This is a genomic window from Anaeromyxobacter oryzae, assembly GCF_023169945.1.
Classification (GTDB): Bacteria; Myxococcota; Myxococcia; order Myxococcales; family Anaeromyxobacteraceae; genus Anaeromyxobacter; species Anaeromyxobacter oryzae.
In genome coordinates, this window is the sequence record NZ_AP025591.1 from 267,895 (window position 1) to 281,036 (window position 13,142).

Below are 13,142 nucleotides of genomic sequence, written 5' to 3' on the forward strand. Positions count from 1 at the left end.
ATGAAGCCGCGGAACGCTCACCTTTTCTCGACCGTGCGTTCGGGTTGCTCTTGATCGTCGTCTAGCACTAGCCCGCAACACCTCGGATTGACTTGCTAATCCAGACAGAACGCCGCATCGCGCCAGCCTTCGCGACGGAGTATCCGAACGTATCGAAGCGGCCGTCGCCGCGACGGTCGCACCGCGGAGGTCCGTGATGGCGTCCGAATTCGATGCGCTGCAGTACCCGGCCGAGACCACACTCGCGACCCCGATCCCTCGCACCTGGGTGAAGGATCTGGCGGTCGTCCTCGTCGCGACGCTGGCGGCCGCGGCGTTCGCCTTCTTCGGCGGCGCGGTGGTCCTGCTCGCGATCCTTGCCGTCACGGTCCTCTCGCCGGTCGTCGCGGCGGTCCTCGGGGTGCTCGCCGTCCGGGCGGAGCGCCGGCGCGCCGCGGTGACCTGACGGGGCCTGGCCCCGCGCGGGACGGCGCGCGTCCCTAGAATCCGCGCGTGACGCCCGACGACCGCATCCATGCGCTGCTCGCGACCGGGGATCTCCGCGGCGCGGCGACGGAGGCGATCCGCGGGTACCACGGCGAGATCCTGCGGTTCCTGCGCGCGTCGCTGCGCAACGACGCGGACGCCGAGGAGGCGTTCTCGGTGTTCGCCGAGCACCTCTGGCGCTCGATCGGGACCTACCAGGGCCGCGCGTCGTTCCGGACGTGGGCGCTCCGCATCGCGGCGAACGCCGCGCTGAACGTGCGGAGCGAGGCGTGGCGGCGGCGCGGACGAGCGTTCGAGACCGGCGAGGCGTCCGCGCTCGCGGCGAGCCTCTCCACCGGCTCCGGCGTGCGCGTCGAGCAGCAGCGCAGCGCGCTCGACCGGCTCCGCGAGGCGCTCTCGCTCGAGGACCAGATCCTCCTCGTGCTCCGCGTCGACCAGGGCCTCTCGTGGGCGGACGTCGCGGAGGTGCTGTCCCTGGATCAGGGCGGACCGGTCACCGCGGCGACGCTCACGAAGCGATTCGAGCGGCTGAAGGAGCGGCTGTCGAGGCTCGCCGGCGACGCGGGGCTGCTCTCGTAGCGTCAGCGCTCCGCGGGGAGCCGTACCATGCGATCGACGAGGTGCTCGAGGGCGCGCTCCGGATCGTCGCAGAGGCCGGCGTGCACCGGCGACACCTGGACGATCGTGCTCCGCGGCGCGACGAGCCAGTGGAACCGCTCCCGCGCGGAGAGCCGGCCGATGGGCCCGCTCCCCTCCCCGCCGGCGCAGATCAGCGGGATCGACCGGAGGTGCTCCTCGATGGTGTCGAGGTCGGCGCCGGGGAAGATCGCGCGGACCCGCTCGCGGTCGAGCGCGATCCGGGCGCCGAGGAAGTCGCGCTCCAGGCAGAACAGGATGACGCCGGCGTTCACGAACTCCTCGCGCTCGACGCGGGGGACGACGCGCACCACCGCGTAGTCAAACGAGCTCGGCGCGGACACGATCCGCCTCCTTCGCCAGGGTCCCGAGTGCCGCGAGCCTCCGCTCGAGGTGGTCGACGTAGGCGGCGCGGTGCTCCGCGAGCGTGCCGAAGCGCGGTTCGCCGCCGAGCCAGGCGTCGGGAACCTCGCCGACCGCGCGCGCGACGGCGCCACCTTCGAGACGGGTCCGCAGCCGCGCCGCAGCGGGCGCGAGCGCGGTGGCCCACGGCAGCAGGACGTGCTCCTTCACCGCCGGGAACGGCCGCTCGGCGGTGCCGTCCGCGCGCTCCCATGCGTGATGGAAGTAGAGCGCGGCGCCGTGATCGATGAGCCAGAGCCGGCGATGCCAGGTGAGGAGGTTCGAGTTGCGGACGCTCCGGTCCATGTTCGAGACGAGCACGTCGAAGAGGACGATGTCCGACGCGTCGTCCGGCTCGGGCCGCGGGCCGGCCACCGGGTCGAACGTGACGCTCCCCGGGAGGTAGTCGAGGCCGACGTTCTGGCCGACGCTCGCCCTCAGGAGCTCGCGGATCTCGCCGTCCGGCTCGTTTCGCCCGAGCGCGGCGTCCACCTCGAGCCGCACGATCTCCGGGACGAGCAAGCCGGCCGCGCGCGCGAGCTCGCCCGCGACGATCTCCGCCACGAGCGCCTTCAGGCCCTGGCCGGCGCCCCGGAACTTGACCACGTAGAGGCCCGAGTCGTCCGCCTCCACGATGGCGGGCAGCGACCCGCCCTCCCGGAGCGGGGTCACGTACCTCGTGGCGCGGACGGTCCTCATGGGTCCACCGTAACTCGACCCGACTCGGCAGTCACCGAGGCTTGCGTTGGGGCGCTCGCCTGGGCGAACCTCGCGCGAGGCCTCGGCTGGTGTAACTTGGTTACGAAAGTGCTTTACCGGCGTGTCCCCGGCACGACGACCGACCGCCCGCCCATGGATCCCGGCGAAGAGCTCGAGCGACGTCCGTACCCTCCACCCCGCACCGGCGGTGGCTGGCCGCGTGCGCACGCCGCCGGGCGGCGCGTGCTCGTGGTCGAGGACAACCCGGACACGGCCGAGACGCTCCGGGAGATGCTCCTCATGTGGAACTACGAGGTCGAGGTCGCCCACGACGGCCGGACGGGCCTCGAGAAGGCGCGCGCGTTCCTGCCGGACGTCGTGCTGTGCGACATCGGGTTGCCCGAGATGGACGGCTACGCGGTCGCGCGGGCGATCCGGGCGGATCCTTCCCTCTCCGGCACCTATCTCGTCGCCGTGACCGGGTATGCGCTGCCGGAGGACCGGCGGCGGGCGGCCGAGGCGGGCTTCAGCCGGCACCTCGCGAAGCCCGTGGCGGTGGACGTGATCGAGGAGGTCGTCTCGGGCGCGCCGTCCGGCCCGCAGCACTGGTAGCGCACCGCGGGCGACCCGCCAGGCGGACCTCGCAGTTCCGCATGCGGACGCAGCGTTCCTGCGCTACACGTCGGGCTCCATTTTTCGATCAGGAGTCCCGCATGCCGACCGTCAAGGCGTGGGCCACGCAGTCCCCGAAGTCGCCCCTCGCGCCGTACCAGATCCCCCGCCGCGAGCCGGGCCCGAAGGACGTCGAGATCGAGATCGCGTTCTGCGGCGTGTGCCACTCCGACGTGCACCAGGCGCGCGACGAGTGGGGCGGAGCGCTCTTCCCCATGGTCCCGGGCCACGAGATCGTGGGCCGGGTGTCGCGCGTCGGCGCGGACGTGACCAGGCTCCGCGCGGGCGACGTCGCGGGCGTGGGCTGCATGGTCGACTCGTGCCGGACCTGCGACCCGTGCCGCCACGATCTCGAGCAGTTCTGCGAGAAGGGCGCCGCCTTCACCTACAACGGCACGGAGATGGACCGGAAGACGCCGACGTACGGCGGGTACTCGTCGCGCATCGTCGTGGACGAGCGGTTCACGCTCCGCATCCCGCCCGGGCTCGACCTCGCGGGCGCGGCGCCCCTCCTCTGCGCGGGCATCACCACCTACTCCCCGCTCCGGCACTGGAAGACGGAGCGCGGGGACCGCGTGGGCGTGGTGGGGCTCGGCGGCCTCGGCCACATGGCCGTGAAGCTCGCGGCGTCGATGGGCGCCGAGGTCACGATGCTCTCCACCTCGCGCAGCAAGGAGACCGACGCGCGGCGGCTCGGGGCGCACGGGTTCGCCCTCACCTCGGACCCCGCGACCTTCAAGAAGCTCGCCGGCCGGTTCGACCTGATCATCGACACCATCTCCGCGCCGCACGACTACGACGCGTACCTCGGCATGCTCCGCGTGGACGGCGCGATGGTGGTCGTCGGCGTGCCGCCGGCTCCCGTGCCGGTCCACGCGTTCTCGCTCATCAGCGGCCGAAAGACGCTCGCGGGATCGCTCATCGGCGGCATCGCCGAGACGCAGGAGATGCTGGACCACTGCGGCAAGCACGGCATCACCGCGGACGTCGAGGTGATCCCGATCCAGAAGATCAACGAGGCGTACGACCGGATGGTGAAGGGCGACGTCCGGTACCGGTTCTCGATCGACCTGAAGTCCCTGTAGCCCCCGGGCCGCCTCGGCGGCCCGCCTGCGCCAGCTTCGCCTCGAACGCGTCGAGGTCGTCGAGGTACTGGCGCGCGAGCGCGCGCTCCCTCTTCCCGAGCCCGCGCCCCGCGCGCTACGGCATGAGCGTCCCGCCGCTCACCGGGACGTAGACGCCGGTGAGGAACTTCCCGGCGTCGGAGGCCACCATCAGCACGGCGCCGGCGACGTCGTCGGGCAGCCCGTTGCGGCCGAGCGGCGTCATGCGGGCCATCATCTCCTTCTGCGCCGCGGGCTGGTGCGCCGTCGCGTCCGTCTCGGTGAGACCCGGCGCGACCGCGTTCACGCGGATGCCCGAGGGCCCGAGCTCCAGCGCGAGCGCGCGGACGAGGGCATCGAGCCCCGACTTCGCGGTGCTGTGCGCGCAGAACCCGGGGCCGGGCCGGCGCGAGAGGCCGCTCGAGATGGCGACGATGCAGCCCGACCGCCGCGCGATCATCGCCGGGACGACCGCCTTGCAGCAGTGGAACGCCGCGCCGAGCTCGCCGACGAGCTTCGCCTGGAAGTCCGCCCACTCGTACTCGACGAACGGCCGGATCGGGAACCCGATGGACGCGTTCACGACGAGCGTGTCGATCGGGCCGAGCGCGGCGGTCGCCTCGGCGACCATCGCCTGCACCTGCGCCGGGTCGCGGACGTCCGCCTTGACCGCGACCGCCCGGCGGTCCTCGCGCCGGAGCTCCTCCACCAGCGCGCGCGCCGGGGCCTCGCTCTGGAAGTAGTTCACCGCGACGGCGGCGCCGTGACGGGCGAGCAGCTTCGCGGTCGCGGCTCCGATGCCGCGGCTCGCGCCGGTCACGAGGACCACACGGTTCTTCATCATGGCGTCCATTCCTCCACCCTCGCGGGCCGCTCGGCTGCTTCTCGAGGCGAGGGTACCTCATCCGCGGGCGCGCGACCTGGCGCCGCGCCCGCCGAGGGTGACGGGCCTCTCCACCCGCGACGCGCCCGCCGGGCACATCCCGCCGCGCGCCTTCGGGGGATGGCCTGGATCCCGGTCAGTCGTCATGTCACGGACCGTGATGGATCGCGCAAATTCCGGTCCGCATTCATTGCACATGACTCGCTGCCGCACCGCCAGCGCTGGCCATCGCGCAAATACGGTACTGCATTCATTGCGCGTGACTCGGCCGGTTTCCGGTGATTTTCTGCGTCAATCGCGGGCAATCGCTCGCAAACGTCGTGGACGCACGACGAACGCGCCGGCGGTGGAGGCTGGCGCGAGCGGATCACGGGGGAGGACGAGATGAACCGTCGCGGCTGGCTGGTGACGCTCGCGGGGATGGGGCTGAACCTCGCGCTCGGGATCCTGTACGCATGGAGCATCTTCGCGAAGCAGCTCGCGGAGCCCGTCGCGCGCGGCGGCTTCGGGTGGACGAAGACGGAGGCGACGCTCCCGTACACCATCGCCATCGCATGCTTCGCCGCGATGATGGTGCCCGCCGGGCGGCTGCAGGATCGGCTCGGGCCGCGGCTCGTCGCGACGATGGGCGGCGTGCTCACCGGGCTCGGGCTGTGCGTGGCGAGCTTCGCGACGCCCGCCCTGCACTGGCCGGCGGTCGCCGGGTTCGGCCTCCTCGCAGGGACGGGCTTCGGCCTCGGCTACGCGGCCGCGACGCCCGCGGCGGTGAAGTGGTTCCCGCCCGAGAAGAAGGGGCTCATCACCGGCCTCGTGGTCGCCGGGTTCGGCATCGCGCCGGTCTACATCGCGCCGCTGTCGAAGCACCTCCTCGCGACGCTCGGCGTCTCCACCGCGTTCCGCATCCTCGGCGTCGCCTTCCTCGTCGTCGCGACCGCGTTCTCGCAGCTCATCCGGAACCCGCCCGCCGGTCACGTCGTCCCGAAGAAGGTCGCCTCGGCCGCGTCGCGCGCCGGGGTCGACCTCACGTGGCGCGACGTGGTGCGGACGCCCGCGTTCTGGATGCTGTGGCTGCAGTACGCGTGCGCCGCGACGGCCGGCCTCATGATCATCGGGCACATGGCGAAGATCGTCGCCGTGCAGTCCGGTGGCACGATCCAGATCGGGTTCGTGTTCGTCGCGCTGCTCGCGGTGTTCAACGCCGGTGGCCGGGTGATCGCCGGCATCATCTCCGACTACATCGGGCGCTCGGTGACCATCGCCCTCGTCTGCGTGACCCAGGCGCTCGTGATGTTCTTCTTCTCCGGATTCAGCACCATCGCCGGGTTCGTCCTGGGCGCCGCGGTGGTCGGCTTCAGCTACGGCGCGTGCCTCGCGCTCTTCCCCGCGACCGCCGCCGACTACTGGGGCACGAAGAACATGGGCGTGAACTACGGGATCCTGTTCACGGCGTGGGGTGTCGGCGGCGTCGTCGGCCCGACGCTCGCGGGCCGGATCGCCGACCAGACCGGCTCGTACGCCGGCGCGTACAACATCGCCGGCGTGCTCGTGAGCTGCGCGTTCGTCCTCGCGATGCTGAGCTACATCCAGGTCTCGGTGAACGTGGACGAGCGGGAGCTCACCATCCGGCTCGGCAAGCGGGCGGCGTAGAGGCTGCGCCGGTGGCCGGCGCTGTTATCCTACGGCGCCGTGCCATCCTCCCCCCTCCGCGCGATCCCCCACGATCCCGACCGAACGCTCCGGCGGCTGCTCTGGCTCCTCGCCGCGACCGCGGGGCTCACGGTCGCGAACCTCTACTACAGCCAGCCGCTCCTCCCGATGATCGCCGCGGAGCTGCACGTCTCCGCGCGCGCCGCTGGCCTCGTCTCCACCGCCACGCAGACCGGCTACGCCGTCGGCATGCTCCTGCTCGTGCCGCTCGGGGACGGCCACGAGCGGCGCCGCCTCATCGTGGTCATGACCGCGGCGGTCGCCGTCGCGCTCCTCGCCGTTGCCGCCGCGCAGGGGCTCGCGGCGCTCGCCGCCGCGAGCTTCGTCCTCGGCGCGACCACGATCGTGCCGCAGCTCGTGGTGCCGTTCGCCGTCGCGGCGGCGCCGGAGGGCGCCCGCGGGCGCTCCGTCGGGCTCGTGATGAGCGGCCTCCTGGTGGGCATCCTGCTCTCCCGGACCGTCAGCGGCGTCGTCGGCGGTCGGGTCGGGTGGCGGGCGACGTACGTCGGGGCGGCGGTGCTGATGGTCGTGGTCGCGGCGGTCCTGCGAGCCACGTTGCCGCGGCAGGCGCCCTCCACCCCCGGAGCGTCCTGGGCCCGCCTCCTCGCCTCGCTCCCGCGGCTCGTCCGCGACGAGCCGCTCCTCCGCCGCCATGCGCTCCTCGGGGCGATGGCCTTCGCCGCGTTCAGCGTCTTCTGGACGACGCTCGCCTTCCACCTGGCGGCGCCGCCGCTCGGGTACGGCAGCGGCGTCGCCGGGCTGTTCGGCGTCGTCGGCGTCGCGGGCGCCGTCGCAGCGCCCATCGCCGGCCGGCTCGCGGACCGCCACGGCGCTCCCATCGTGAACCTCGGCGCGATGACGGCGGTGCTCGCGTCGTTCGGGCTCCTCGCCGTGACGGGCCACTCCCTCGCCGGCCTCGCCGCGGGCGTCGTCGTGCTCGACTTCGGCGTGCAGGCGAACCACATCTCCAACCAGACGACCGTGCTCGGCCTCTCGGGCGAGCAGCGGAACCGCCTCAACACCGTTTACATGGTCACCTACTTCGCCGGCGGCGCGCTCGGGTCGACCGCGGGCGCGTGGGCCTGGAACGCCGCCGGATGGCCGGGCGTCTGCGCCGCCGGCGCGGCGTTCTCCGCGCTCTCCCTCGTCGTGTGGGCGGCGGTCGGGCGCCGGCACGCGCTCGGCGCCGCGCGGCGGCGGGCGGTGCCGCGGACGGCGGCGTAGCGCCCGGAAGCACGCCGCTCGAGCGCGAGCGGCCCCATCCCCCGGCCTGCCCCCGCCTCACGTGGGGGACGGGGAGCGGTCCCGGCGGGCCCCCGCCGGGGGTTGCTGGTGAGTACGTACTTACTTACGATCGACGCATGACGACGCCGACCGCCACCCGCGCGCCCCGGATCCGGAAGTCCGGCGAGGACCGCCGGCACGAGATCGCCGAGGCGGCCCTGCGCGTGATCGCGGCGCATGGCCTCCGCCGGTTCACGACGGCGGCCATCGCGGCCGAGGTCGGCGTCACCGACGGCGCCCTGTTCCGCCACTTCCCGACGAAGGAGGCGATCGTCCTCGCGGCGATCGACCGCGTCGAGGAGCTGCTCTTCCAGGGCTTCCCGCCCGAGGCGGACGATCCCCTCGAGCGCCTCGGCGCCTTCTTCCTCCGCCGGGTCGGCGTGATCCGCGCCGAGCCCGGCATCTCCCGTCTCCTCGTGTCGGAGGAGCTCGCCTTCGCGGCGCCGCCCGAGGGGGTCTCGCGCGTATCCGGGTTCCGCGACCGCTCCGTCGCGTTCGTGCAGGCATGCCTCGCCGAAGCCGAGCGGCATGCGCTGCTCGCGCCCGGCGTCGGCGCCGACGAGGCCACCGTCGTGGTCCTCGGCGCGATCCTCGCCCTCGGCCACCACGGCACCCGCCCCGCACGCGGCGCGGGGGGCTCCGCCCAGCGGGTCTGGGCGGCGCTCGAGACGTTCCTCCGCGGACCGGCCCGGCCGCGGAGCGCGGGATCCCGTCCCCCGCGCACTTCAGGTCGTACGGGCCGGAGGAGCACGCCATGACTCGCAAGTCCATCCTCACCCTCGCCCTCGCCGGCGCTCTCTTCGCGCCCGGGCTCGCGCGCGCCCACTGCGACACGCTCGACGGGCCCGTGGTCGGCGCGGCACGCGCCGCCCTGGAGCGCGGCGACCTGAACCCGGTGCTCGCCTGGATCCAGCCTGCGCACGAGGCGGAGATCCGGGACGCGTTCGCGAAGGCGCGCGCCGCCCGCAAGGCAGGCAAGGACGCCCGCGCCGTCGCGGACACCTGGTTCTTCGAGACCGTCGTGCGCCTCCACCGCGCGGGCGAGGGCGCGCCGTACACGGGCCTGAAGCCGGCGGGCGAGGCCCTCGACCCCGCGGTGGCAGCGGTGGACCGCGCCGTCGCGGGCGGCGACCCGGCGGCCGTCGAGGCGCTGCTCGTGGACGCGGTCCGCGGGGGCGTGCGCGAGCGGTTCGCGCGCCTCGCGGCCGAGCGCCCGCCCGGCGCCGACGTCGCCGCGGGGCGGCGCTGGGTGGCCGCGTACGTCCCGCTCGTCCACTGGGCCGAGGCGGTGCACGCGGCGGCCCGGGGAGGCGGCGACGCCCACGGCGCCGCGGAAGCGGCCGGCGGCGCAGCCCCCGTCGGCGCCGTGGAAGGACACGGCGCGCGCGACGCAGCCGCCGAGCCCCGCGGACACTAGGAGATACCGATGCCCTCCGACGCCGCCGACCTCCTCCAGCGCTACCGCGCCGCCGCCCGCGCCCCCCCGGCGCCCGGCGCGCCCCCCGACGCCGCCGAGGCGTGGCAGCGGATCGAGCGCGGCGCGGGCCGGCTCGGCGCCGCGCGCGTCCGCGACTCCGCCCGCCGGGGCTGGCTCGTCGAGGCGCACCGCGACGACCGGCGAGGGCGCTTCCTCGTGGTCCGCCCGGCGCACGGCGACAACGAGCCGTTCCGCGCCTCGGCGGACGGGTACCTCCCGGACAGCTACCTGCCGGTGTCGGGCACCGACTGGTCCGTGCTCGCGCTCCTCGGCGCGGGGCACGACGGTGACGACGGTCGCGAGGACGACGCCCTCCGGACGGCCGCCTTCCGGATCGTGGACCGGATGGTGGTCGAGGCGCAGCACCGGCTGCTCATGGGAGCGGCCGAGGACGAGGACGAGGACTGATCGCGAGAGCCGTTCGTGGTGAGCCTGTCGAGCCACGAACGGGCCCGGCGAGCCGCCCTTCGACGGGCTCAGGGCGAACGGATGACGCCGAGAGGTCCCATGGACGATCCCATCGACACCGCCGGGCGCGGCCCGATCGCCGCCTACCTCGCGGAGGACCACGCGCGCCTCGAGGCGCTCCTCGCCGCCGCCGCCGCCCCGGCCGGCGCCGTCGATCGGGGTTCGTTCGATGCCTTCCGCGCCGGGCTGCTCAGGCACATCGCCCTCGAGGAGAAGATCCTCCTCCCGGCCGCGCGCGCGGCCCGCGGCGGCGAGCCGCTCCCGGACGCGAGGCGGCTCCGCGTCGAGCACGGGGCCATCGCGTCGCTCCTCGTCCCCTCTCCCACGCACGAGCTCATCCGGGAGCTCCTCACGATCCTCACCCCCCACGACCGCCTCGAGGAGGACCCCGGCGGCGTGTACGCACAGTGCGAGGCGGCGCTCGCCGGACGCGAGGACGACGTGCTGCTGCGCCTCCGCGCCTATCCGCCGGTTCGCGTCGCGGCGTACTACGACGGGCCGCGAGCCATCCGCACCGCGGCCGAGGCGCTCCGGGTCTCTGCGCTGCAGCGCGAGCCGCGGTGAAGGTGACGCCGCGCTCCCGGTGCTCGAGCGCGCGGAAACGGGCGTAGGGCGGTGTGCGCGCACCACGGGACACACCTCGTGCGCGTCGCCCGCGTCAGCTTGCCCCATTGCACGGTCTGTCAAGGTCCGGTCTGCTCATCCGGCGGGCGCTCCCGTCGAGGAGCACCCGCAGATCGGGACACGATCATGACCCGGAGTCCCCGCCCGCTCGGACCGCTGCTCGCAGCGGCCGCCCTGATCGTCCTCTCCGCCGCACCGTCGGCGCGCGCCTCCGACTGGGGGGACGCCTCCATCCGGCTCGCAGCGCACTCGTTCGATGCGCTCGAGCGGAAGGACATCGAGACGCTATCGCGAGCGCTCGACACCCTCGTCGCCGACCGCGCGCTGATCGACGCGTACCGCGCGCGCGACCGCGCCGGGCTCCTCGCGCTCGCACAGCCACGGTTCCAGCAGCTCAAGGCCGAGCTCCACGTCACGCACTGGTACTTCCTCGACCCGGAGCCCGTGCCGACGTGCTTCCTGCGCGTGCACGCGCCGGAAACCCACGACGACGTCGTGCGCCGCGACACCCTCGCGAAGGCGATCGCGACGCACGGCATGGGCGCGGGGAAGGAGCTCGGCGTGACCGCGTTCGCGCTCCGCGTCGTGAAGCCGATCCGGGACGGCGATGCCGTGGTCGGCTACATGGAGCTCGGTGAGGAAATCGATCACTTCCTCGTGCGCATGAAGGAGCAGACCGGCGACGACTACACCCTCGTCGTCGACAAGCAGCACGTCGACCGGAAGGAGCTGGCCCGCGTGCGTGGCCAGGACCGGTGGGACGAGCGGCCGGAGGTCGTCCTCGTCGACAGCACGTGTCCCAGCGCGCGGCCGATGTCGATCGGCGTGCCGCTCGCGAAGCTGCCCGCGCGAGGGCGCGTGACCGGCGAGTGGTCGGAGGGGAAGCTCCGGTACGTCGGCGGCGCGTTCCCGGTCCTCAACGCGGGCGGCCACGTCGTCGGCGCCCTCCTCGTCCGCCACCACGTCCACCCGAGGTAGAGCCGGCGCCGAGGCGGAACGCCCCGCCCCGGGCGTCCCCGACCCAGACCTCCGGTCCGGTCCGGAGAGCCGCCGCAGCGCGTGGCCCCGACGCCGCCGGGCCGTTACGTAGCGTCTCGTGCGTGCCCTTCGCTACCACGGCCCGAGGCAGCCCCTGCGGCTCGAGGACGTCCCCGCCCCGGAGCCCGGTCCGGGAGACGTGATCGTCCGCGTCACCGCCGCCGGGCTCTGCCACACGGAGCTGCATTTCCTCTCCGGGCTGCTCGACCTCGGCGTCCATCCGCTCACGCTCGGCCACGAGATCGTCGGGCGGGTCGAGCGGGTCGGCGAGGGCGTGCCGCTGTCGCGCGTCGGCGAGCGGGTCATCGTCTATTACTACGCGGGCTGCGGCCAGTGCCCGGAGTGCCTCCGCGGCGACGAGAACCTCTGCGCCGCGCCGCGGGCGGAGCACGGCTTCTTCACCGACGGCGGCTTCGCCGAGCGCGTGCGCGCCCCGGCCAGGAACGCCGTGCCGCTCCCGGACGCCGTGTCCGACGCGGACGCGGCGCCCATCGGCTGCGGCGTCACGACCGCGGTGCACGCGGCGCGGCTGGCGCGCGTCGCGCTCGGCGACTGGGTGGTCGTGTACGGCGCCGGCGGCGTCGGCTTCGGCCTCGTCCAGGTCGCGCGTCTCCAGGGCGCGCGGGTGATCGCCGTGGGCCGGTCCGAGGCGAAGCTCGCGAAGGCGCGGGAGCTGGGGGCCGAGGCGGTCGTGCGCGCCGGCGCGGAGGACGTCGCGGCGCGCGTCCGCGCCATCACCGGCGGGCGCGGCGCGGACGTCGTGTTCGAGCTCGTCGCGACGAGGGAGACGATGGACGCGAGCGTGAAGGCCCTCGGGAAGCGCGGCCGGCTCGTGTTCGTCGGCTACTCCGAGGACGCCTTCCAGGTCCACCCGATCCAGCTCGTCGTGAACGAGCAGGTCGTCACGGCGTCGGTCGGGAACACGCTCGCGGAGCTCCGCCTCGCCGTCGACCTGGTCGCGCAGGGCCGGGTCCGGACGGTGGTGGACCGGACGCTCCCGCTCGAGCGGTTCCAGGACGCGATCGACAGCCTCCAGGCGGGTCGTCTCGTCGGTCGCGCCGTTCTCGTACCGTGAAGGTTGGTCGCGTCCTTTTGCCCGGGGGAACGACGCGCGACGGATGATGACGATCACGCCGGAAGGTGGTTTGTTCCGGCAGACGCGGCCACCGGACGGGCTGCGGTCTCACCGTGCGGAGACCGCGCCGCCCCGCCCCTCCCGCGGCGGCAAGCGAGGCCTCGCATGAAGCGCGGCGCCATCCTGCACCCCGAGCTGTCCCGGATCATCGCCCTCCTCGGCCACGGCGACGCGCTGGTCGTCGCCGACGCGGGCCTCCCCATCCCGGCCGGAGTGGAGCGCATCGACCTCGCGTACGCGCCCGGGAGGCCGCCCTTCCTGGACGTGCTCGAGGCGGTGCTCGCCGAGATGGAGGTGGAGCGCGCGACGATCGCGACGGAGGTGGACGCGCGGACGCCGGCCCCGGTCCGGGACGCGCTGCGCGCGCGGCTCGCGGCGCTCCCGAAGGTGAAGGCCCACGGGATCGAGGTCGTGCCGCACGGGGAGCTGAAGCGGCTCGTGCGCGGCGCCCGGGCCGTGGTCCGCACCGGCGAGTTCACGCCGTACGCGAACGTCATCCTCTGGAGCGGCGTGGTGTTCTAGGAGGTC

General features: G+C 74.0%; 15 protein-coding genes and 1 pseudogene. 13 read left to right on the forward strand and 3 right to left on the reverse strand.

Translation table 11 applies throughout. From position 1 onward, the window contains the following. Positions 1-196 precede the first annotated feature (196 nt). Together AMOR_RS01125 and AMOR_RS01130 are read left to right on the forward strand one after the other, a co-directional pair. Positions 197-445 (forward strand): hypothetical protein, encoded by a 249-nt coding sequence (locus AMOR_RS01125; RefSeq protein WP_248357623.1) that lies wholly within the window; start codon positions 197-199, stop codon positions 443-445. A gap of 47 nt (positions 446-492) precedes the next feature. Next, positions 493-1,065 (forward strand): RNA polymerase sigma factor, encoded by a 573-nt coding sequence (locus tag AMOR_RS01130; RefSeq protein ID WP_248357624.1) that lies wholly within the window; start codon positions 493-495, stop codon positions 1,063-1,065. Positions 1,066-1,067: 2 nt separating this feature from the next. On the opposite strand, the gene AMOR_RS01135 is transcribed toward AMOR_RS01130, so the two are convergent. After that, complete coding sequence (locus tag AMOR_RS01135) at positions 1,068-1,466, reverse strand: DUF3037 domain-containing protein (protein ID WP_248357625.1); 399 nt, start codon at positions 1,464-1,466, stop codon at positions 1,068-1,070. Beyond that, complete coding sequence (locus tag AMOR_RS01140) at positions 1,444-2,223, reverse strand: HipA family kinase (RefSeq protein WP_248357626.1); 780 nt, start codon at positions 2,221-2,223, stop codon at positions 1,444-1,446. Before AMOR_RS01140 ends, AMOR_RS01135 begins: the two co-directional genes overlap by 23 nt. A 153-nt stretch (positions 2,224-2,376) precedes the next feature. Here AMOR_RS01140 and AMOR_RS01145 point away from each other — a divergent pair, with 153 nt between their 5' ends. Together AMOR_RS01145 and AMOR_RS01150 are read left to right on the forward strand one after the other, a co-directional pair. Next, positions 2,377-2,835, forward strand: a complete 459-nt coding sequence (locus AMOR_RS01145) for a response regulator (RefSeq protein WP_248357627.1) — start codon at positions 2,377-2,379, stop codon at positions 2,833-2,835. Positions 2,836-2,936: 101 nt separating this feature from the next. Then, positions 2,937-3,980: an NAD(P)-dependent alcohol dehydrogenase gene (locus AMOR_RS01150; protein ID WP_248357628.1), complete on the forward strand. Its 1,044-nt coding sequence runs from the start codon at positions 2,937-2,939 to the stop codon at positions 3,978-3,980. A gap of 115 nt (positions 3,981-4,095) precedes the next feature. Here the strand turns inward: AMOR_RS01150 and AMOR_RS01155 are convergent, their stop codons facing one another. Beyond that, positions 4,096-4,842 (reverse strand): SDR family NAD(P)-dependent oxidoreductase, encoded by a 747-nt coding sequence (locus AMOR_RS01155; RefSeq protein ID WP_248357629.1) that lies wholly within the window; start codon positions 4,840-4,842, stop codon positions 4,096-4,098. A 423-nt stretch (positions 4,843-5,265) separates the two neighbouring features. On the opposite strand from AMOR_RS01155, the gene AMOR_RS01160 reads away from it, so the two are divergent. The 9 genes and pseudogenes from AMOR_RS01160 (at position 5,266) to rbsD (ending at position 13,136) form a co-directional block, all read left to right on the forward strand. Beyond that, positions 5,266-6,528 carry an L-lactate MFS transporter gene (locus tag AMOR_RS01160; RefSeq protein WP_248357630.1) on the forward strand — a complete coding sequence of 421 codons (1,263 nt, stop codon included), beginning with the start codon at positions 5,266-5,268 and terminating at the stop codon, positions 6,526-6,528. Positions 6,529-6,567: 39 nt separating this feature from the next. After that, a complete protein-coding gene (locus tag AMOR_RS01165; protein ID WP_248357631.1) occupies positions 6,568-7,812 on the forward strand; it encodes an MFS transporter in 1,245 nt (414 codons plus the stop codon). A gap of 137 nt (positions 7,813-7,949) precedes the next feature. Continuing rightward, positions 7,950-8,630, forward strand: a complete 681-nt coding sequence (locus AMOR_RS01170) for a TetR/AcrR family transcriptional regulator (RefSeq protein WP_248357632.1) — start codon at positions 7,950-7,952, stop codon at positions 8,628-8,630. Then, positions 8,627-9,289: a DUF6448 family protein gene (locus tag AMOR_RS01175; protein ID WP_248357633.1), complete on the forward strand. Its 663-nt coding sequence runs from the start codon at positions 8,627-8,629 to the stop codon at positions 9,287-9,289. The genes AMOR_RS01170 and AMOR_RS01175 overlap by 4 nt, the downstream gene beginning before the upstream one ends. A 9-nt stretch (positions 9,290-9,298) precedes the next feature. Beyond that, a complete protein-coding gene (locus AMOR_RS01180; RefSeq protein WP_248357634.1) occupies positions 9,299-9,757 on the forward strand; it encodes a hypothetical protein in 459 nt (152 codons plus the stop codon). 99 nt (positions 9,758-9,856) lie between these two features. Next, positions 9,857-10,381, forward strand: a complete 525-nt coding sequence (locus tag AMOR_RS01185; protein WP_248357635.1) for a hemerythrin domain-containing protein — start codon at positions 9,857-9,859, stop codon at positions 10,379-10,381. A 186-nt stretch (positions 10,382-10,567) separates the two neighbouring features. Continuing rightward, a pseudogene (locus tag AMOR_RS29760) lies at positions 10,568-11,101 on the forward strand (cache domain-containing protein); the annotation flags it as partial. Between the two features lie 436 nt (positions 11,102-11,537). Then, positions 11,538-12,554: a zinc-binding dehydrogenase gene (locus AMOR_RS01195; RefSeq protein WP_248357637.1), complete on the forward strand. Its 1,017-nt coding sequence runs from the start codon at positions 11,538-11,540 to the stop codon at positions 12,552-12,554. A 165-nt stretch (positions 12,555-12,719) separates the two neighbouring features. Then, entirely contained in the window at positions 12,720-13,136 is a 417-nt protein-coding gene (gene rbsD, locus AMOR_RS01200) for a D-ribose pyranase (protein ID WP_248357638.1), read from the forward strand. The last annotated feature ends 6 nt before the right edge of the window (positions 13,137-13,142 follow it).

Coding starts and splice junctions, on each gene's coding strand:
- AMOR_RS01125 (WP_248357623.1), top strand. CDS start 197: ATGGCGTCCGAATTCGATGCGCTGCAGTACCCGGCCGAGACCACACTC.
- AMOR_RS01140 (WP_248357626.1), bottom strand. CDS start 2,223: ATGAGGACCGTCCGCGCCACGAGGTACGTGACCCCGCTCCGGGAGGGC.
- AMOR_RS01145 (WP_248357627.1), top strand. CDS start 2,377: ATGGATCCCGGCGAAGAGCTCGAGCGACGTCCGTACCCTCCACCCCGC.
- AMOR_RS01150 (WP_248357628.1), top strand. CDS start 2,937: ATGCCGACCGTCAAGGCGTGGGCCACGCAGTCCCCGAAGTCGCCCCTC.
- AMOR_RS01155 (WP_248357629.1), bottom strand. CDS start 4,842: ATGATGAAGAACCGTGTGGTCCTCGTGACCGGCGCGAGCCGCGGCATC.
- AMOR_RS01160 (WP_248357630.1), top strand. CDS start 5,266: ATGAACCGTCGCGGCTGGCTGGTGACGCTCGCGGGGATGGGGCTGAAC.
- AMOR_RS01170 (WP_248357632.1), top strand. CDS start 7,950: ATGACGACGCCGACCGCCACCCGCGCGCCCCGGATCCGGAAGTCCGGC.
- AMOR_RS01175 (WP_248357633.1), top strand. CDS start 8,627: ATGACTCGCAAGTCCATCCTCACCCTCGCCCTCGCCGGCGCTCTCTTC.
- AMOR_RS01180 (WP_248357634.1), top strand. CDS start 9,299: ATGCCCTCCGACGCCGCCGACCTCCTCCAGCGCTACCGCGCCGCCGCC.
- AMOR_RS01185 (WP_248357635.1), top strand. CDS start 9,857: ATGGACGATCCCATCGACACCGCCGGGCGCGGCCCGATCGCCGCCTAC.
- rbsD (WP_248357638.1), top strand. CDS start 12,720: ATGAAGCGCGGCGCCATCCTGCACCCCGAGCTGTCCCGGATCATCGCC.